The organism is Armatimonadota bacterium (assembly GCA_017993055.1).
Taxonomy (GTDB): domain Bacteria; phylum Armatimonadota; class UBA5829; order DTJY01; family DTJY01; genus JAGONM01.
The window spans coordinates 1-16,417 of the sequence record JAGONM010000025.1; the positions used below are offsets into that span (position 1 = coordinate 1).

A 16,417-nucleotide genomic window follows, 5' to 3' on the forward strand; every position below is an offset into this window, starting at 1 on the left:
GGAGACAACGTCTCGCTGGAGGGAACGCTGATCCAGCCGATCGCGATGGAAGAGGGGCTGCGGTTTGCGATCCGAGAGGGCGGCCACACCGTGGGAGCGGGAGTCGTCTCCGCGGTTATCGAGTAGGTTTAGTACCGGAGGATCGTTCTATGCGTAAGGAAAAGGTCAGGATTCGGCTGAAGGCGTTTGACCATCGGATTCTGGATCAGTCGGCGGAGCGGATCGTAGAGACGGCCCGCAGGACGGGTGCGCGTATCTCCGGCCCGGTGCTCTTGCCGACTGAGAAGGACATCTTTTGTGTGAACAGGGCACCGAACATTGACAAGGAGTCCATGGAGCACTTCGAGATGCGGACGCACAAACGGCTCATAGACATACTCGAGCCGGGTCCCAAGACCATCGACGCATTGATGCGGCTGGATCTGCCGAGTGGCGTAGACATCGAGATCAAGCTCTAGTTGCGGGAGTGATGCGCTTACGGTAGGCACGGCGGCTGTAATGTCGAGGCAGCCGTGGGTGACCGCTCCCGTGGAAGTAAGAAGGGATACGAACATGGTCAGTTCCATAGTCGGCAAGAAGGTCGGAATGACCCAGGTCTTCAGCGAGGACGGGAGTGTTGTACCCGTGACCGTCATTGAAGCCGGCCCAGCTGTAGTCACGCAGATACGCACAGAGCAGACTGACGGTTACACAGCCGTGCAGGTCGGCTTTGGTGATATCGCTGAAAAGCGCCTGACGAAGCCCGCCGCCGGACACCTGAAAAAGGCAGGCGTCGCACCGAAGCGTTATCTGCGGGAGTTCCGCGTGGAAGACGCCGGCGATATGGCGCTCGGCCAGGAGTACAAGGTGGATATCTTCGGCGCCGGAGACAAGGTCAGCGTGACCGGTGTGTCTAAGGGCAAAGGGTTCGCCGGTGCCGTAAAGAGATGGCACTTCCACGGTGCGGACATGACTCACGGCTCGATGATCCACCGCAAGCCGCAGTCCGGCGGTGCAACCGATGCAGCTCGCACCTTCAAGGGCGTCAAGCGGCCCGGCCGAATGGGTGGAGAGACCGTTACGACCCGTGGCCTGACGGTGGTGCGCGCGGACGCCGAGAAGAACCTGCTCCTGATCAAGGGTGCCGTTCCCGGCGCAAACGGGGGTTTGGTCATAGTCGCCAAGATGTAGCGATCCCGGCGGCGCACTGTGGGAAGCCGCAGGCGACCCGCCGGTTCGGAGTGTAGTGAGACGGAGGACAAGTCATGCCCAGAGTGGACATAGTAGACTCTGAGGGGACCAAGGTAGGGCAAACGAATCTGAAGCCGCAGCTTTTCGGGATTGAGGTCAACGTGCCTGTGATGCATCAGGCCGTCGTTGCTCATCTCGCTAAGTGTCGGCAGGGCACGCACGATACCTTGACACGTGCGGAGGTTGCCGGTGGTGGAGCAAAACCGTATCGCCAGAAGGGGACCGGCCGCGCCAGGCAGGGCAGCATTCGCGCCCCGCACTACCGGCATGGCGGCGTTGTCTTCGGCCCGCATCCGAGAAGCCATGACGTTGACCTCCCTAAGAAGATGCGGAGACTCGCGCTGAGGTCGGCGTTCTCATCGAAGGCTGCGGACAAGGCCATCATAGTCCTGGACCAGTTGACGCTCGAGAGCATCAGCACGAGGAAGTGCGCCGAGATTCTCACGAAGATCGGCGCGAACGGGAAGACCCTGCTCGTGCTCAGCGATCCGGACCAGACACTGATCAAGTCGCTCAGGAACATACCTTGGGTGCAGGTGCGAATAGCGCCGTCGGTTTCGTCCTACGATCTCCTCAACGCGGATCAGGTGGTCGTGACCAAGGCCGCTCTGGACACGATCCAGGAGGTTCATGCGAAATGAAGAGCCCTTACGAGATCATCGAGAAGCCTCTGGTAACGGAAAAGAGCGTTGACTCGGCTGCAGCAGGCAAATACACTTTTCGCGTCAGCAAGGACGCAAACAAGGTTGAGATCGCTCACGCAGTAGAAGCGATCTTCAGCGTGAAGGTTGACAAGGTCAACACTGTCACGGTTCGAGGGAAGACTAGGAGAGTCGGTCGTCATCCGGAGGGTAGAAAGCCCGACTGGAAGAAGGCGATCGTCACACTGAAGTCCGGACAGACCCTCGACATTTTCGAAGGGATGTGACACTAGTGGCAATCAAGAAGTTCAAACCGACATCACCGGGTAGAAGATACGCCACGGTTTCGTCCTTTGAGGAGCTAACGGCCAGCGAACCGGAGAAGTCGCTAACGAGACCGCTGAAGAAGACCGGCGGTCGTAACAACAGCGGGCGCGTGACCTGCCGCCACAAAGGCGGGGGACACAAGCGTCTGTACAGGATCATAGACTTCAAACGGGATAAGGTGGACATACCGGCCAAGGTGGCCACCATAGAATACGATCCCAACCGGTCGGCCAGGATCGCGCTGCTGAACTATGCGGACGGCGAGAAGAGGTATATCCTCGCGCCGCTGGGTCTGCAGGTAGGCGATGATGTTATCTCCGGCGAAGCCGCGGACATCAAACCCGGGAACGTGCTGCCGATGAACAACATTCCGGTCGGTACGATCATTCACAACATCGAGTTGAGGCCCGGCAAGGGCGGTCAACTCGTGCGAAGCGCCGGCGCCGGAGCACAGCTCATGGCGAAGGAGGGCAAGTACTGTCTCGTGAGACTGCCGTCCTCCGAGATGCGGCTCGTTTTGCAGACCAATCGCGCGACCATAGGCCAGGTCGGCAATGTCGAGCACGAGAACATCGCGCTAGGCAAGGCCGGGAGATCTCGCCACCTCGGGATTCGCCCGACGGTACGCGGGGTTGTCATGAACCCGAGGGACCATCCCCACGGCGGTGGTGAGGGCAAGTCGCCTGTAGGTCGAAAGAGCCCGATGACCCCTTGGGGCAAGATCGCTCAGGGCCGGAAGACGAGGCGCAACAAGACGACTGACAAGTTCATCGTCAAGAGAAGGAAGTAGGACGTAACCAAGTGGCTAGATCACTGAAAAAAGGACCCTACGCTGAAGCCAAGTTGCTGAAGAAGATCGAGGATATGAACGCGAAGGGCGAGAAGCGGATCATCAAATCCTGGTCTCGCCGATCCACGATCTTCCCGATGATGATCGGGCACACCATCGCGATACACGATGGAAGGAAACACGTGCCTATCTTCATCACGGAGAACATGGTCGGGCACAAGCTCGGTGAGTTTGCGGCGACGAGGACGTTCAGAGGACATAGTGGGCATACGGAGAGGTCAACCTCTCTGAGGTAGGCCGCGCTCGGGTCTTGTGATAGGCCCGACGACTACCGTAACTGCCTGCCGTTGCAGGTTTGGAGGACGCAATGGATGCTAAGGCAATCGGTCGTTACCTGAGGGTGCCGCCGAGGAAAGCACGATTGGTGTTGGACACAGTACGCGGGAAGAGCGCGCAGGATGCGCTCGCCACGCTGAAGTTCATACCGAACCGGGCCGCCCGGTACATCGAGAGGCTTGTTGAGTCGGCTGTCGCAAACGCGGTGAACAACTACAGCATGGATCGCGACGTACTTCGGCTGTCCGGCGCATACGTAGACCAGGGGCCCACGCTGAAGCGCATTCAGCCGCGGGCGATGGGTCGCGCGTACCGCATCGTGAAGAGGACAAGCCACATTACGGTGCTCGTATCCGAGGATGAGGCTCTCAGGAAAGAGGTCGCCGCGACCAAGGCCAAGACCAAGGCGAAGGGTCGAAAGCCGGCGCGGGCAAAGACCGAGCCTGCCGCTCCCAAGGCCGCCGCTCCAAAGCGCGTGCCGAAGGAGAAGAAGGCGGAGAAGAAGACCGAGGCTTCGGCGGCTCAGGGAGAAACGACTCCCGATGCGGTGGAAGAGTAAAGGGGAGATATTATGGGTCAGAAGATTCATCCCATAGGTTTTCGGATCGGTGTTATCAGAGAATGGGACAGCAAGTGGTACGCCGATAAGGGTTTCGCGGACGCTCTGGTGGAAGACTTCAAACTGCGGAAGTTCATCAAGAAGACGCTGTTTGCCGCCGCCATCTCCAGGATAGAGATAGAGCGCGCCGCAAACCGCGTGAAGCTGACCCTGCACACCGCGCGCCCCGGCATTATCATAGGGCGAGGCGGCAAGGGTGTCGACGACCTGAGGGCCATTCTTGAGAAGATGACCGGCAAGCAGGTGCATGTCAACGTGCAGGAGGTCCGCCGGCCCGAGGTTGACGGCCAGCTCGTCGCCGAGAATATCGCCGGGCAGATAGAGAAGCGGATCGCGTTCCGAAGAGCGATGCGCCAGTCAATCCAGCGGACGATGCGTATGGGCGCCAAGGGAATCAAGATTCAGTGTTCGGGAAGACTCGGCGGAGCGGAGATCGCCCGCCGTGAGTCCGACAAGCAGGGCAAGATTCCGCTGCATACGCTGCGCGCAGACATAGATTATGGATTCGCCGAGGCGGCAACCACCTACGGCAACATCGGCATCAAGGTGTGGATCTATCGGGGCGATGTGCTGCCCGGTGAGAAGCGCGATCTTCTCACTCCCAGTGTCCCTGAGGGCCCGCCGATGCCGCCGCGCTACCCGAGAGGTGAGCGCCGCGGTGGTGGCGGTGGTGGCATGCGCGGCGGTTCCGGGAGAGGTCGTGGCGGCGGCAGAAGGGGCGGGTCACAGGGCCAGACGGAGGGTGGTAGCTAGACATGTTGATGCCCAAGAAGGTCAAGCATCGCAAGATGCATCGAGGCTCGCGCGCCGGCAAGGCGAAGGGCGGGACGAACATAGATTTTGGCGAGTTCGGTCTGCAGGCGCTCGAATCCTGCTGGCTCACCAGCAATCAGATAGAGGCCGCCAGAGTTGCCATGACGAGACACGTCAAGAGAGGCGGCCAGATATGGATCCGCGTCTTTCCGGACAAGTCAGTAACGAAGAAGCCGGCCGAAACCAGAATGGGATCCGGCAAGGGCGCTCCCGAAGTCTGGGTTGCGGTCATCAAGCCGGGCCGCGTTCTCTTCGAAATGGCGGGAGTAAACGAGGAACTGGCCAAGGAAGCCATGAGGCTTGCGTCTCACAAGTTGCCGATTGCAACCAAGTTCGTTACGAAGAAGGATCTGGGTGAGGTTCATGAAAGTAGCTCAGCATAGAGAACAGCTTCGCCACTCTTCCGCGACCGATCTCGAGCGACTGCTCCAGGACGAAAGGAAGAGCCTGTTCATGGCCCGTCGGCAGTCGGCGATGAAGCAGTTGGAGAACCCAAAGCGAATCTCCGAACTACGAAAGAACATCGCGAGGATATTGACCATCCTTCGGGAGAAAGAACTCGAAGCGGCGAAAGGACGATGATAACCATGGATGAAGTCAGAGGCAGACGCAAGGTCCGAAGCGGACGAGTCATAAGTGATAAGATGGATATGACCGTCGTCGTCGCTATTGAGTCACGGATTCGCCATCCGCTCTACGGTCGGATCATGAGGCGCACCAAGAAGTTCAAGGCGCACAACGAGTCCAACCAGGCCGCGCTCGGCGATCTAGTGGAGATCATGGAGACGAGGCCTATCAGCCGCGAGAAGCGGTGGAGAGTCGTTCGTGTCGTAGAGAAAGCCAAGTAGTGGCCGCGCCTCTGTGCCGGTCTTAGAGGAGTAACGAGCAATGATACAGCCCTATACACGTGTGAAAGCAGCCGACAACTCGGGCGCCAGAGAGATCATGTGCATCAGAGTGCTCAAGGGTTCGAACAACCAGTTCGCCGACGTCGGCGATACGATCGTGGGAACCGTGAAGTCGGCGACGCCTGGGGCGGGAGTCAAAAAGGGCGAGGTCATCAGGGCAGTCGTGGTCCGCACCAAGAAGCCGCTTCGCCGGTCGGACGGCTCTACTCTGCGATTCGACGACAATGCGGCTGTAGTCATCAACCAGGCCGGAGAGCCCCGTGGCACTCGGATATTCGGGCCGGTAGCCAGGGAACTTCGTGAGAAGAACTTCATGAAGATCATTTCGCTGGCGCCCGAGGTACTTTAGGCGAGGCAACTGAGATGAAGACAAGGATCAGAAAAGGCGACCAGGTCAAGGTGTTGGCCGGCAAGGACAAAGGAAGCAAGGGCAAGGTCATCCAGACGCTTCCCGAGAAGGGACAGGTCATCATAGACGGCATCAACATGGTGACCAGGCATCAGAAGCCGAGGCAGAGTTCGAAGACCAGGGCTACCCCGCAGACCCAGACCGGTCGCATCACCAAGCCGGCGCCGATGCCGATCGGTAAGGTCATGCTCATATGCCCGCGTTGCGGCGAGGCTTCCCGCGTCGGCAGTGAGCGCGTCGAGGGAAAGCATACCCGCGTGTGCAAGCGCTGCAAAGAATATGTGGATGAGATCTGAGGGGGCTTGAGAAGTGGCACGACTCAAAGACAGATACAAGAACGAAATCGTCCCTGCGCTCGTGAAGCAGTTCAACTACACTAGCGTCATGCAGGCGCCGAGGGTGCAAAGCGTCGTCATCAATATGGGCGTCGGTCAGGCGGTTCAGGACCCGAAGCTGCTGGACGGAGCGGTGCGCGACCTTACGCTGATTGCCGGGCAGAAGCCCGTCATCACCAGGGCGAAGAAGTCAATCGCGAACTTCAAGATTCGCGAGGGCATGCGCATTGGCACGAAGGTCACCCTGCGCGGTTCCCGCATGTACGAGTTCCTCGACAAGCTGGTCAACGTCACGCTGCCGAGAGTCCGCGACTTTGGCGGGGTGAACCCGGACTCGTTTGACGGTCGGGGGAACTTCGCGATGGGACTCAAGGAACAACTCATCTTTCCGGAGATTGACTACGATAGCGTTGACAAAGTGCGGGGCATGGATGTCATCATCACGACGACGGCCCGGACGGACGAGGAGGCTCGCGCTCTGCTCAAGGCGATTGGCATGCCTTTCAGAGAGCGATAGAAGGAGCACGACGTGAAGGCATACACGGCTGAATCCATCAGGAATATTGCGCTCGCCGGGCACGGCGGATGTGGCAAGACCTCCCTCACGGAGGCCCTTCTGTTTGATGCCGGTGCCGTTGACCGGTTGGGCAAGGTGGATGATGGGTCAACTGCTTCGGACTATGACCAGGACGAGATCAAGCGCAAGATCAGTATCAACGCTTCTCTCGCGCCGTGCGAGTGGAAGAACTCCAAGATCAATTTGATAGACACTCCCGGGTACGCCGACTTCGTCGGCGACGTGAAGGGCGCGATGAGGATTGTTGAGAGCGCACTTATCGTCGTCTGCGCGGTTTCCGGTGTGGAGGTCGGCACCGAGACGGCTTGGGATTTCGCAAATGAATGCGGAATCACAAGGGCCTTCTTCGTCAACAAGATGGAACGGGAGAACGCTGATTTCTTCGCGGTCGCCGATGCTATGAAGGTGCGGTTCGGCAACCGAGTCGTCCCGGTCTGGCTGCCGATCGGCTCGCAGGACAGCTTCAAGGGCTATGTGGATCTGGTTTCCATGAAGGCGGTGACCGGTGCCGGCAAGCAGGCTGTTGCAGGTGAGATCCCCGCCGATATGGCCGACACCGTGCAGCGATGCCGCGAGGGGCTGATCGAGGCCGCGGCTGAGAATGACGACGATCTGCTCAACAAGTATCTCGAGGGTGAGACGCTCTCGAACGAGGAGATCGCGCGCGGTCTGATGCTCGGCGTCAAGGCGGGTAAGGTCGTTCCGGTGTTCTGCGGTTCGGCTGCAAAGAACATTGGGGCTTCGGGTGTGATGGATATGATAGTGGAGAACTTCCCTTCACCGGCTGACATGCCTGCGGCCAAGGGGACCAACCCGCAGTCCGGCGCCGAGGAAGAGCGGAAACCGGCCGATTCCGAGCCGTACTCGTCGCTCGTCTTCAAGACACTGGCGGACCCGTATGTCGGCAAGTTGACGTACTTCAGGGTCTACTCCGGAGTGCTCAAGTCCGATTCGCACGTGTTTAATTCGACGAAGGGATCCGAGGAGCGTGTCGGACAGGTCTACTTCCTGCGAGGCAAGAACCAGGAAGCCACGCCGGAGGTCCACGCCGGCGACATCGCGGCAGTCGCGAAGCTGGCGGAGACGTCTACCGGCGACACTCTGTGCGACAAGGCCAGGCCGATCAAGTATGTACCGATAGAGTTTCCCGCGCCGATCTACTCGGTGGCGATCTTCGCCAAGACCAAGACGGATGAGGACAAGCTCGGTCCCGGTCTCGCCAAGCTTGCTGACGAGGATCCGACGTTCCATTACCGCCGAGAGGTCGAGACTTCGGAGACGCTCGTCTCGGGTATGGGCGAGACGCACGTGGACATTATCGTAGATCGCCTGAAGAGGAAGTTCGGAGTCGAAGTCGAGACTGCCCTGCCCAGGATTCCCTATCGAGAAACCATTACGATGGGTGCGAAGGCCCAGGGCAAGCACAAGAAACAGACGGGCGGCCGGGGCCAGTATGGCGACGCGTGGGTCGAGTTGCAGCCGCGCGAAAAGGGTGAGGGCTTCGAGTTTGTTGATCAGGTTGTCGGCGGCTCCATACCCCGCCAGTACATACCTGCAGTCGAGAAGGGCATTCGCGAGGCAATGGATCGAGGCTTCCTGGCGGGCTATCCGGTTGTAGACGTGCGAGCGATCGTCTATGACGGCTCGTTTCACACGGTGGACTCCTCGGAAATGGCGTTCAAGATGGCGGGTATCCTGGCCTTCCAGGCGGCGGCGGAGAAATGCGGCCCGGTCCTACTCGAGCCGATCGTCAACGTCGAAGTCATCGTGCCCGAGGAGTTCATGGGCGACATCATCGGAGACCTGAACGGCAAGCGGGGTCGCATCTTGGGCATGGAGCAGATCGGCGGCGGGAAGCAGCGTATCCGAGGCACCGTTCCGCAGTCCGAGATGCAGAGATACGCCATAGATTTGCGCTCCATCGCGAGGGGACGCGGCACATTCAAGATAGAGCCGTCGCACTACGAGCAGGTGCCGGCGCATCAGGCACAGCAGATAATCGAGCAACGCAAGAAGGAAAAGGCTGAGGAATAGCAGCAAGGAGACGAGTTCACTTGGCGAAACAGGCACTCATCGAGAAATGCAAGCGGACGCCGAAGTTCAAGGTTCGTAGGTACAACCGGTGCAGACTCTGCGGCCGGCCGCGCGGTTTCATCCGGAAGTTCGGCATCTGCAGGATTTGTTTCAGGGAACTGGCGCACCAGGGACTCATCCCCGGCGTGACCAAATCGAGCTGGTAGGTCCCTGTCGCCGGTTGGTAGTGTCGAAACATCGGCTACTGAACCGGTAGAACATGGGACGCCGACGGCCGATGTTCGGCGTGTCGGAAGAGCGAACCGGGCATGGACGCGCGAATCATCGCCGCGGACCTGGTGCCCAGGCGCATGGAGGAAGATACATGGCAGTCACAGACCCGATTGCGGATCTCTTGACCAGAATCCGCAATGCGAACTCCGCGGGCCACGACTATGTGGAAGTGCCCGCGTCCCGGCTCATCTCGGAGATCGTCACGATACTCCAGTCGGAAGGGTTCATCAAGAGCCACGAGCTGGTGAAGGATAAGTCGCAGAACAGGATTAGGATCGCCCTGAAGTACGGCCCGCGCAAGGAGAAGGTCATAACGAACCTGAAGCGCGTCAGCAAGCCCGGGCTCCGTGTCTACTCGAAGAAGGGGGACCTTCCGCGAGTGTTGGGCGGCCTTGGAATCGCCATCATAAGCACATCCCGGGGTGTCATTACCGACCGCGAGGCCCGAAAGCTGCGGGTCGGCGGCGAGGTTCTCTGTTATGTTTGGTAGGAGGGTTTAGCTATGTCGAGAATAGGCCAGATGCCGATTCCTATTCCCGGCGGAGTTGACGTGCAGATCGGTGAGGGTGAACTCACCATCAAGGGACCGAAGGGCACCCTGACCAAGAGCTTCCATCCCGACATGATCGTGAAGATCGAGGATGGTCAGGTTCTCGTCCAGCGCCCGTCGGAAGAGAAGATGCACAGGTCGCTCCACGGGTTGACCAGAACCATAATCGCAAATATGGTGGAGGGAGTCACCAAGGGTTACGAGAAGGTGCTCGAAGTTCACGGGGTGGGCTACCGCGCGCAGATGAACGGTGCGAGCCTGAATCTACAGGTGGGCTACTCTCATCCGGTTGATGTCACGCCAAGACCCGGTATCGAGTTCGAGGTGGGCCAGGAGACGAATACCAGGCTGCCGCTCGTCAAGGTTCGCGGCATTGACAAACAGGTCGTCGGCCAGCAGGCCGCCGAAATCAGAGCGATACGCAAGCCCGAGCCCTATAAGGGCAAAGGCATCAGATACTCGACCGAGGTCGTTCGCCGCAAGGCGGGTAAGAGCGGCAAGGTCTAGTCGGGGGAGGCTCAGAATCCATGGCAAATCGAAAGGAATTGCGCCAGGCCAGACACTCTCGTGTCCGCAAGAAGGTTTCGGGTACTCCCGATAGACCCCGCCTGAACGTCTATCGCAGCCTGAACAACATCTATGCTCAAATCGTGAACGATGAGGACGGCAGAACCGTCGTGTCCGCCTCGACGCTCGATCCCGAAGTCAAGGGACAGATCAAGAGCGGCGGCAACGTCGAGGCAGCCAAGGCTGTCGGCGAACTGGTGGCGAAGCGTGCCCAGGAGAAGGGCATCAAGCAGGTCGTCTTCGACCGCGGTGGGTACATCTTCCACGGCAGAGTGAAGACGCTCGCCGAAGCCGCCCGATCCGGCGGTCTCGAGTTCTAGGAGGATTTCTATGCCGAAGATCAAAGCAGACATGCTCGACCTCGAAGAGCGCGTCATCCGCACAAACAAGGTGCAGAAGACCCACAAGGGTGGACGTACCCTCAGTTGGAGCGTTCTCTCCGTCGTCGGGGATCACAACGGACACGTCGGCATCGGCCTGGGCAAGGCGCGGAGTGTGCCGGACGCCGTGCGAAAAAGCATGGAAGATGCGAAGAAGAACCTCGTAGAGGTCCCCTTCGTCGGTTCGAGCATTCCCCATCAGGTTCAGGGAAAGGCCGGTTCGTCCCTCGTGCTGATGAAGCCCGCCTCTCCGGGAACCGGAGTCGTAGCTGGTGGATCGGTCAGGGCTATACTCGAGGTTGCGGGTGTCCGTGACGTGCTCGGCAAGTCACTCGGCTCCCCGAATGCCATCAACACGGCCCATGCGACCATGGACGGGCTCCGACAGCTGAAGAGGGCCGAGGAGGTCGCTCGGATGAGAGGGAAGACCATCGAGGAGCTTCTTCCCAGGGGCGTGCTGAGGACGATGGCCCAGACTGCTGAGGCCCCTGCAGTTGAGGAAGAGGAGTCGGTCGTCGAAGTTGCGGAGGGCGGAGAGAATGCTTAAGATCACCCTGCGAAAGAGCCCGATCGGATATGAGAAGACCCAGAAGCTGACCGTCAAGGCGCTCGGGCTGGGCAAGCTCAACTCGTCCACCATCAAGCCGGACAACCCGCAGATACGCGGAATGATCCGTAAGATCACGCACATGTTGGAAGTCGAACAGGTAGACTGATATCCTATTGGGTCGGCAGTCAGACCCGCGACCCAGTCCAGCTATCCAGGAGGCAGATTTTGAAACTCAGTGAACTCAGACCCGCGGAGGGATCGGTACGAGAGCGAAAGCGAGTGGGGCGAGGCATAGGGTCGGGGCGCGGCAAGACCGCGACCAAGGGCCACAAGGGCCAGAAGGCCAGGACGAAGGTACGCGTCGGATTCGAGGGCGGCCAGACTCCTCTGCATCGCCGGGTTCCGCACACCCGTGGGTTCAACAACATATTCAGGAAGGAATACGCCGTTGTGAATCTCGATGTCTTGGCGAAGATCGAAGACGAGGTCATAACCCCCGATCTTCTCGTCAAGAAGGGCGTCGTCAAGTCACTCAAGTGCGGTCTGCGAGTTCTCGGCCGCGGCGACATCGGCCGCGCCGTTACCGTGCGAGCGCATCATTTCAGCAAGAGCGCCGAGGAGAAGATCAAGGCGCAGGGTGGCACTACGGAGGTACTGTAAAGCATGCTGGCATCACTGATCGCAGCCTTCAAGCTTCCCGACCTTAGAAAGCGAATTCTGTTCGTATTCGCGATGTTCGCCGTCTTCGTTCTAGGTCTGCACATTCCGGTGCCGGGAATCAACAGAGAGGCCATGGCGAAGCTGTTCGAGCAGGGCGGCGTTCTCGGAATGCTCGATGTGTTCTCGGGCGGGGCTCTGAAGAAGTATACGATCTTCGCTATGGGGATCGCTCCGTACATCAACGCTTCGATTATCATGCAGCTCCTGACGATCGCCATCCCGAGCCTTGAGGCTCTGGCCAAGGAAGGCGAGCATGGGCGGAAGAAGATTTCCCAGTACACAAGGTACCTGACCGGTGTATTGGCCGCCTTCCAGGCGACAGGGATGAACAAGATGCTGATGGGCATGGGCATCCTGGATGTCAACCCGATGACGTTCATCCAGATCGTGGTGACCCTTACAGCGGGAACGGCCTTCCTGATGTGGGTTGGCGAGCAGATCACCGACAGAGGCATCGGCAATGGCGTTTCGATGATCATCTTTGCCGGCATCGTTGCCAGCCTGCCGCCTCAGCTGTGGAACACCCTGGACGCGATGCGCGGCGGTGCATATGCCCCCGTGCGGGTCGCCGGTATGGGACTTCTGTTTCTCGCGACTGTCGTGGGCATCGTCATCATCCAGCAGGCGCAGAGAAAGATTCCGATCCAGCATGTGAAGCGTGTTGTCGGCCAGAAGGTCTACGGTGGGTCGTCTTCGTTCCTGCCGCTCAGGGTCAACTCCGCCGGAGTCATCCCTATCATATTCGCTATCTCTCTGCAGTTGCTGCCGCAGACGCTGGCGACGTTCTTCCAGGGGACGACCGGTTTCAGTCTGTTCATCCAGCAGTTTGCCAAGTGGTCCAACCCCGGAGACAACATATTTGCTGCGCTGCTGTATGCCGGTCTGATCATATTCTTCACGTATTTCTACACGGCCGTAACGTTCAATGTGAGCGACGTCGCGGACAATCTGAAGAAGTACGGCAGTTTCATTCCGGGCATCAGACCGGGCAAGCCGACCCTGGAGTTCCTTGACAGGGTCATGTCGAGAATCACCCTCGCCGGCGCGGTGTTCCTCGCCGTTATCGCCCTGATGCAGTACTGGTCGCCCCACATCACTGGGATTCAGACCTTCTACCTGGTCGGTGGCACTTCACTGTTGATCGTCGTCGGCGTTGCGCTGGAGACGATGCAGGCTATCGAGTCTCATCTGCTGATGAGGCACTACGAAGGATTCATCAAGTAGCAATGAAGCTGATACTGCTGGGCCCTCCGGGGGCGGGCAAGGGCACCCAGGCCGCTCTCATCGCAAAGGAATACGGTATAGCGCACATTTCCACCGGGGACATGTTGCGGGCGGCGGTCAAGCAGGGCACCGAACTCGGAGTTCGGGCAAAGTCATATATGGACGCAGGCGAACTCGTGCCGGACGATGTCGTGATCGGTATCGTGGCGGAGAGGCTCGGCCTGCCGGAGTACGCCAAGGGGTATATGCTCGACGGCTTCCCGCGCACAGTCGCGCAGGCGGAGGCTCTGGACGTGGCCCTCTCCTACAGTGGTGGGCGGCTTGACCGGGTGATCAGTTTCGAAGTGCCTGATGACGAGGTGATCCGGAGGCTCGGCGGCAGACGAGTGTGTGAGCGCTGCGGAGCGACCTTCGGTGCGGTGGACGGCGACGAGTGCGGTCTCTGCGGGGGTCGTCTGATCACGAGAGATGACGATCAGCCCGAGGCTATAGCGCGCAGGCTTCAGGTCTACCGCGCACAGACAGAACCTTTGATAGACTACTACGATCGAGCCGGGATACTTGCGGCGATCCCCGCGACGGGCACCGTCGAAGAGATATTCGATCTGGTCCAGGCGGAACTCGCGAGACGCTGATAGGCGATGCTGGTTCGGCCCGGAAGCTGGTTGTCCGAATATGATCATTATCAAGTCGAGCGCCGAGATCGAGAAAATGCGCGTTGCCGGTCGAATAGTGGCTGCAGCTCTCTCGATGCTCGCAGAGTCTGTTGTTCCGGGCAAGACGACCACCGGCGATCTCGACGATCTGGCTGAGGACTTCTTGCGGATCAGAGGCGCCGTCCCTTCGTTCAAGGGATATCGCGGGTATCCCAAGGCGCTGTGCGTAGCCGTGAATGAAGAGGTCGTGCACGGCATTCCGGGCCGCCGCGTACTGAATGAAGGCGATATAGTGGGAGTGGATCTCGGCGCTATCGTTGATGGTTATCACGGAGACGCCGCGATCACGGTCCCGGTGGGTGAGGTATCCGCCGAGGCGTCCAGGCTGTTGGAGGTCGCACGAGAATCGCTCTTTCAGGGGATAGACCAGGCTCGTGCGGGCAACAGGCTGACCGATATATCGTACGCGATTCAGCATCATGCCGAGACGCGCGGATACTCCGTCGTGCGGGATCTGGTAGGTCATGGTATCGGCCTGGACCTTCACGAGGAGCCACAGGTGCCGAACTTCGGAAAGCCGGGGCGGGGGCCTTTGCTCGAGAGCGGCATGACACTCGCGATAGAGCCGATGGTGAACGTGGGCGGCCATCAGGTAGAGGGTCTCTCGGATCGGTGGACGATCGTAACCCGAGACCGGAGGTTGTCCGCTCACTTTGAGCACACGGTTCATGTCACGGAATCCGATCCGGACATACTCACCCTCTCGGATGGGTGGTTGCCGTCGTGAGAGGGGCTTGCATGATAGGCCGATATCGGCTATAATCAACATTTGTCGCGGCAGATGCCGAGCCGCCTGATGTCGGGCGAGAGGCCGTCGCGTTGATTCTGGAGGCAGTGAAGTGAAAGTAAGAGCATCGGTCAAGAAGATCTGTGATAAGTGCAAGATAGTCCGGCGCGAACGCGTAGTTCGGGTCATTTGCGACAAACCTAAGCACAAGCAGCGACAGGGCTGAACGGAGGTAATACCCTTGGCTAGAATTGCGGGAGTCGATCTCCCTCGTGACAAGAACATCGAAACGGCACTGACGTATATCTTCGGGATAGGCCTCACCAGCAGCAGGAAGATACTGGCTGAGATTGGGGTCGCCCCGTCAACGCATGTGCGCGATCTCACGGAGTCGGAGATCAGCAAGATCAGGGAGACGATAGACCGCGACTATCGCGTTGAAGGTGATCTGAAACGGCAGGTGTCGTTGAACATTCGCCGCCTGATGGAGATCGGATCGTATCGTGGGCTGCGACATCGCCGTGGCCTGCCTGTTCGAGGCCAGCGCACGAGCACAAACGCTCGTACCAGAAAAGGCCCGAGACGGACCGTCGGCGTCCGAAGAAAGAAGTAAGGAGGCCTGCGATTGGCTAAGAAAGTATCGGCTAGAGGCAAGCAGAAAGAGAAGAAGAACATCGCGCAGGGCATCGCCCACATCAAATCTACCTTCAATAACACCGTTATCTCTATAGCGGATGTGAAGGGCGAAGTCATCTCTTGGGCCAGCGCGGGCACCGTAGGTTTCAAGGGGTCCAGGAAGGGCACTCCGTTCGCGGCGCAGTTGGCAGCCGAGTCGGCGGCGCGCAAGGCGATGGAACATGGGCTCAAGCGGGTGGACGTCTTCGTGAAGGGGCCCGGCTCCGGTCGCGAGACAGCCATCAGGTCGCTCCAGGCCGTAGGGCTTGATGTCAGCACCATCAAGGATGTCACGCCGATCCCGCACAACGGATGCAGGCCGCCGAAGAGACGCAGAGTATAAGAGCTCAGGAGATAGAGGACAATGGTAGCAACAGCAGAATCCGTATGCAGGCTCTGCCGCCGAGAGGGCGCGAAGCTCTTCTTGAAGGGCGATCGCTGTTATACGAGAAAGTGCGCCTTCGAGCGGAGGCCTTACGCGCCGGGTCAGCACGGTCAGGCCATCAGGAGGAAGGTGAAAGAATACGGCGTGCAGCTTCGAGAGAAGCAGAAACTGCGCCGCATATACGGCGTCACTGAAGGCCAGTTCCGAGGCTACATGCGCGAGGCCATGCGGCAGGTAGGCATCACCGGCGAGGTTCTGCTGCAACTGCTTGAGCTTCGGCTGGACAACGCGGTCTACCGCCTCGGTTTCGCCTCGTCGCGCAGGCAGGCCCGCGAACTGGTCAGCCACGCGCACTTCACGGTAAACGGCCGCAAGGTGAACACCGCTTCGTATATGCTGAAGCCCGGTGACGTCGTCGAGGTCAAGGAGGCTAGCAGAGGCATTCAGCCGGTCGTGCAGTCTCTGGAATCATCGTCGGGTGCGCGGACTCCGGAGTGGATGGAATCGAACGCGGAAGCCAGGCGAGGCGCCATCATCCGGGTTCCGACCCGTCAGGAGATTGACACCGACGTTCACGAGACCCTGATCGTGGAGTTCTATTCGAGATAGCGGTGGATACTCACGCAGACCG

Annotated in this window: 30 protein-coding genes; all 30 read left to right on the forward strand. The window is 59.4% G+C overall.

The genetic code is table 11. From position 1 onward, the window contains the following. Positions 1–126 (forward strand): elongation factor Tu (tuf, locus tag KBC96_10255; GenBank protein ID MBP6964777.1); only part of this gene is annotated, 126 nt, incomplete at its 5' end. 23 nt (positions 127–149) lie between these two features. After that, a complete protein-coding gene (rpsJ, locus tag KBC96_10260; protein ID MBP6964778.1) occupies positions 150–458 on the forward strand; it encodes a 30S ribosomal protein S10 in 309 nt (102 codons plus the stop codon). Positions 459–552: 94 nt separating this feature from the next. Then, positions 553–1,170, forward strand: a complete 618-nt coding sequence (gene rplC, locus KBC96_10265) for a 50S ribosomal protein L3 (GenBank protein ID MBP6964779.1) — start codon at positions 553–555, stop codon at positions 1,168–1,170. 74 nt (positions 1,171–1,244) lie between these two features. Further along, entirely contained in the window at positions 1,245–1,871 is a 627-nt protein-coding gene (gene rplD, locus KBC96_10270; GenBank protein MBP6964780.1) for a 50S ribosomal protein L4, read from the forward strand. Then, positions 1,868–2,158, forward strand: coding sequence for a 50S ribosomal protein L23 (rplW, locus tag KBC96_10275; GenBank protein MBP6964781.1), 291 nt, complete (start codon positions 1,868–1,870; stop codon positions 2,156–2,158). The genes rplD and rplW overlap by 4 nt, the downstream gene beginning before the upstream one ends. Positions 2,159–2,163: 5 nt before the next feature. Next, positions 2,164–2,988 carry a 50S ribosomal protein L2 gene (gene rplB, locus KBC96_10280; GenBank protein MBP6964782.1) on the forward strand — a complete coding sequence of 275 codons (825 nt, stop codon included), beginning with the start codon at positions 2,164–2,166 and terminating at the stop codon, positions 2,986–2,988. Positions 2,989–2,999: 11 nt separating this feature from the next. After that, positions 3,000–3,284, forward strand: a complete 285-nt coding sequence (rpsS, locus tag KBC96_10285; GenBank protein MBP6964783.1) for a 30S ribosomal protein S19 — start codon at positions 3,000–3,002, stop codon at positions 3,282–3,284. Positions 3,285–3,355: 71 nt separating this feature from the next. Beyond that, entirely contained in the window at positions 3,356–3,883 is a 528-nt protein-coding gene (rplV, locus tag KBC96_10290) for a 50S ribosomal protein L22 (protein MBP6964784.1), read from the forward strand. A 12-nt stretch (positions 3,884–3,895) separates the two neighbouring features. Further along, positions 3,896–4,696, forward strand: coding sequence for a 30S ribosomal protein S3 (gene rpsC / locus KBC96_10295; GenBank protein ID MBP6964785.1), 801 nt, complete (start codon positions 3,896–3,898; stop codon positions 4,694–4,696). A 2-nt stretch (positions 4,697–4,698) separates the two neighbouring features. After that, positions 4,699–5,139, forward strand: a complete 441-nt coding sequence (rplP, locus tag KBC96_10300) for a 50S ribosomal protein L16 (protein MBP6964786.1) — start codon at positions 4,699–4,701, stop codon at positions 5,137–5,139. Next, entirely contained in the window at positions 5,120–5,338 is a 219-nt protein-coding gene (gene rpmC / locus KBC96_10305; GenBank protein ID MBP6964787.1) for a 50S ribosomal protein L29, read from the forward strand. The genes rplP and rpmC overlap by 20 nt, the downstream gene beginning before the upstream one ends. A gap of 5 nt (positions 5,339–5,343) precedes the next feature. Further along, positions 5,344–5,604, forward strand: coding sequence for a 30S ribosomal protein S17 (gene rpsQ / locus KBC96_10310; protein ID MBP6964788.1), 261 nt, complete (start codon positions 5,344–5,346; stop codon positions 5,602–5,604). A 40-nt stretch (positions 5,605–5,644) separates the two neighbouring features. Beyond that, complete coding sequence (gene rplN, locus KBC96_10315; GenBank protein MBP6964789.1) at positions 5,645–6,013, forward strand: 50S ribosomal protein L14; 369 nt, start codon at positions 5,645–5,647, stop codon at positions 6,011–6,013. A gap of 14 nt (positions 6,014–6,027) precedes the next feature. Next, positions 6,028–6,369, forward strand: coding sequence for a 50S ribosomal protein L24 (gene rplX / locus KBC96_10320; GenBank protein ID MBP6964790.1), 342 nt, complete (start codon positions 6,028–6,030; stop codon positions 6,367–6,369). Positions 6,370–6,382: 13 nt separating this feature from the next. Further along, positions 6,383–6,925, forward strand: a complete 543-nt coding sequence (gene rplE / locus KBC96_10325; GenBank protein MBP6964791.1) for a 50S ribosomal protein L5 — start codon at positions 6,383–6,385, stop codon at positions 6,923–6,925. 12 nt (positions 6,926–6,937) lie between these two features. Continuing rightward, positions 6,938–9,019: an elongation factor G gene (gene fusA, locus KBC96_10330; protein ID MBP6964792.1), complete on the forward strand. Its 2,082-nt coding sequence runs from the start codon at positions 6,938–6,940 to the stop codon at positions 9,017–9,019. Positions 9,020–9,039: 20 nt separating this feature from the next. Continuing rightward, on the forward strand, positions 9,040–9,225 hold the full coding sequence (locus KBC96_10335; protein MBP6964793.1) for a type Z 30S ribosomal protein S14: 186 nt from the start codon (positions 9,040–9,042) through the stop codon (positions 9,223–9,225). 158 nt (positions 9,226–9,383) lie between these two features. Then, positions 9,384–9,782: a 30S ribosomal protein S8 gene (gene rpsH, locus KBC96_10340; GenBank protein ID MBP6964794.1), complete on the forward strand. Its 399-nt coding sequence runs from the start codon at positions 9,384–9,386 to the stop codon at positions 9,780–9,782. Positions 9,783–9,794: 12 nt separating this feature from the next. Further along, positions 9,795–10,349 (forward strand): 50S ribosomal protein L6, encoded by a 555-nt coding sequence (gene rplF / locus KBC96_10345; GenBank protein ID MBP6964795.1) that lies wholly within the window; start codon positions 9,795–9,797, stop codon positions 10,347–10,349. Positions 10,350–10,369: 20 nt separating this feature from the next. Beyond that, positions 10,370–10,729, forward strand: a complete 360-nt coding sequence (locus tag KBC96_10350) for a 50S ribosomal protein L18 (protein ID MBP6964796.1) — start codon at positions 10,370–10,372, stop codon at positions 10,727–10,729. A 10-nt stretch (positions 10,730–10,739) separates the two neighbouring features. Continuing rightward, positions 10,740–11,336, forward strand: a complete 597-nt coding sequence (gene rpsE, locus KBC96_10355) for a 30S ribosomal protein S5 (GenBank protein ID MBP6964797.1) — start codon at positions 10,740–10,742, stop codon at positions 11,334–11,336. Further along, positions 11,329–11,505 carry a 50S ribosomal protein L30 gene (gene rpmD, locus KBC96_10360; GenBank protein MBP6964798.1) on the forward strand — a complete coding sequence of 59 codons (177 nt, stop codon included), beginning with the start codon at positions 11,329–11,331 and terminating at the stop codon, positions 11,503–11,505. Before rpsE ends, rpmD begins: the two co-directional genes overlap by 8 nt. A gap of 59 nt (positions 11,506–11,564) precedes the next feature. Then, positions 11,565–11,999 carry a 50S ribosomal protein L15 gene (gene rplO / locus KBC96_10365; protein ID MBP6964799.1) on the forward strand — a complete coding sequence of 145 codons (435 nt, stop codon included), beginning with the start codon at positions 11,565–11,567 and terminating at the stop codon, positions 11,997–11,999. Between the two features lie 3 nt (positions 12,000–12,002). Further along, positions 12,003–13,283, forward strand: a complete 1,281-nt coding sequence (secY, locus tag KBC96_10370) for a preprotein translocase subunit SecY (protein MBP6964800.1) — start codon at positions 12,003–12,005, stop codon at positions 13,281–13,283. Positions 13,284–13,285: 2 nt separating this feature from the next. Beyond that, entirely contained in the window at positions 13,286–13,918 is a 633-nt protein-coding gene (locus tag KBC96_10375) for an adenylate kinase (protein MBP6964801.1), read from the forward strand. A gap of 40 nt (positions 13,919–13,958) precedes the next feature. Then, entirely contained in the window at positions 13,959–14,726 is a 768-nt protein-coding gene (gene map, locus KBC96_10380; GenBank protein MBP6964802.1) for a type I methionyl aminopeptidase, read from the forward strand. Positions 14,727–14,838: 112 nt separating this feature from the next. Next, a complete protein-coding gene (gene rpmJ, locus KBC96_10385; GenBank protein MBP6964803.1) occupies positions 14,839–14,952 on the forward strand; it encodes a 50S ribosomal protein L36 in 114 nt (37 codons plus the stop codon). A 15-nt stretch (positions 14,953–14,967) separates the two neighbouring features. Beyond that, the gene (rpsM, locus tag KBC96_10390; GenBank protein MBP6964804.1) at positions 14,968–15,339 is read left to right on the forward strand and encodes a 30S ribosomal protein S13; all 372 of its coding nucleotides are present in this window, start codon (positions 14,968–14,970) and stop codon (positions 15,337–15,339) included. Between the two features lie 12 nt (positions 15,340–15,351). Next, on the forward strand, positions 15,352–15,744 hold the full coding sequence (gene rpsK, locus KBC96_10395; GenBank protein MBP6964805.1) for a 30S ribosomal protein S11: 393 nt from the start codon (positions 15,352–15,354) through the stop codon (positions 15,742–15,744). 21 nt (positions 15,745–15,765) lie between these two features. Continuing rightward, positions 15,766–16,395 (forward strand): 30S ribosomal protein S4, encoded by a 630-nt coding sequence (gene rpsD / locus KBC96_10400; protein ID MBP6964806.1) that lies wholly within the window; start codon positions 15,766–15,768, stop codon positions 16,393–16,395. Positions 16,396–16,417 lie beyond the last annotated feature (22 nt).

Excerpts from the sequence above, each read along its gene's own strand:
- rpsJ (MBP6964778.1), top strand. The coding sequence starts at position 150 with ATGCGTAAGGAAAAGGTCAGGATTCGGCTGAAGGCGTTTGACCATCGG.
- rplC (MBP6964779.1), top strand. The coding sequence starts at position 553 with ATGGTCAGTTCCATAGTCGGCAAGAAGGTCGGAATGACCCAGGTCTTC.
- rplD (MBP6964780.1), top strand. The coding sequence starts at position 1,245 with ATGCCCAGAGTGGACATAGTAGACTCTGAGGGGACCAAGGTAGGGCAA.
- rplW (MBP6964781.1), top strand. The coding sequence starts at position 1,868 with ATGAAGAGCCCTTACGAGATCATCGAGAAGCCTCTGGTAACGGAAAAG.
- rplV (MBP6964784.1), top strand. The coding sequence starts at position 3,356 with ATGGATGCTAAGGCAATCGGTCGTTACCTGAGGGTGCCGCCGAGGAAA.
- rpsC (MBP6964785.1), top strand. The coding sequence starts at position 3,896 with ATGGGTCAGAAGATTCATCCCATAGGTTTTCGGATCGGTGTTATCAGA.
- rplP (MBP6964786.1), top strand. The coding sequence starts at position 4,699 with ATGTTGATGCCCAAGAAGGTCAAGCATCGCAAGATGCATCGAGGCTCG.
- rpmC (MBP6964787.1), top strand. The coding sequence starts at position 5,120 with ATGAAAGTAGCTCAGCATAGAGAACAGCTTCGCCACTCTTCCGCGACC.
- rpsQ (MBP6964788.1), top strand. The coding sequence starts at position 5,344 with ATGGATGAAGTCAGAGGCAGACGCAAGGTCCGAAGCGGACGAGTCATA.
- rplN (MBP6964789.1), top strand. The coding sequence starts at position 5,645 with ATGATACAGCCCTATACACGTGTGAAAGCAGCCGACAACTCGGGCGCC.
- rplX (MBP6964790.1), top strand. The coding sequence starts at position 6,028 with ATGAAGACAAGGATCAGAAAAGGCGACCAGGTCAAGGTGTTGGCCGGC.
- rpsH (MBP6964794.1), top strand. The coding sequence starts at position 9,384 with ATGGCAGTCACAGACCCGATTGCGGATCTCTTGACCAGAATCCGCAAT.
- rplF (MBP6964795.1), top strand. The coding sequence starts at position 9,795 with ATGTCGAGAATAGGCCAGATGCCGATTCCTATTCCCGGCGGAGTTGAC.
- KBC96_10350 (MBP6964796.1), top strand. The coding sequence starts at position 10,370 with ATGGCAAATCGAAAGGAATTGCGCCAGGCCAGACACTCTCGTGTCCGC.
- rpsE (MBP6964797.1), top strand. The coding sequence starts at position 10,740 with ATGCCGAAGATCAAAGCAGACATGCTCGACCTCGAAGAGCGCGTCATC.
- rpmD (MBP6964798.1), top strand. The coding sequence starts at position 11,329 with ATGCTTAAGATCACCCTGCGAAAGAGCCCGATCGGATATGAGAAGACC.
- secY (MBP6964800.1), top strand. The coding sequence starts at position 12,003 with ATGCTGGCATCACTGATCGCAGCCTTCAAGCTTCCCGACCTTAGAAAG.
- KBC96_10375 (MBP6964801.1), top strand. The coding sequence starts at position 13,286 with ATGAAGCTGATACTGCTGGGCCCTCCGGGGGCGGGCAAGGGCACCCAG.
- map (MBP6964802.1), top strand. The coding sequence starts at position 13,959 with ATGATCATTATCAAGTCGAGCGCCGAGATCGAGAAAATGCGCGTTGCC.
- rpsD (MBP6964806.1), top strand. The coding sequence starts at position 15,766 with ATGGTAGCAACAGCAGAATCCGTATGCAGGCTCTGCCGCCGAGAGGGC.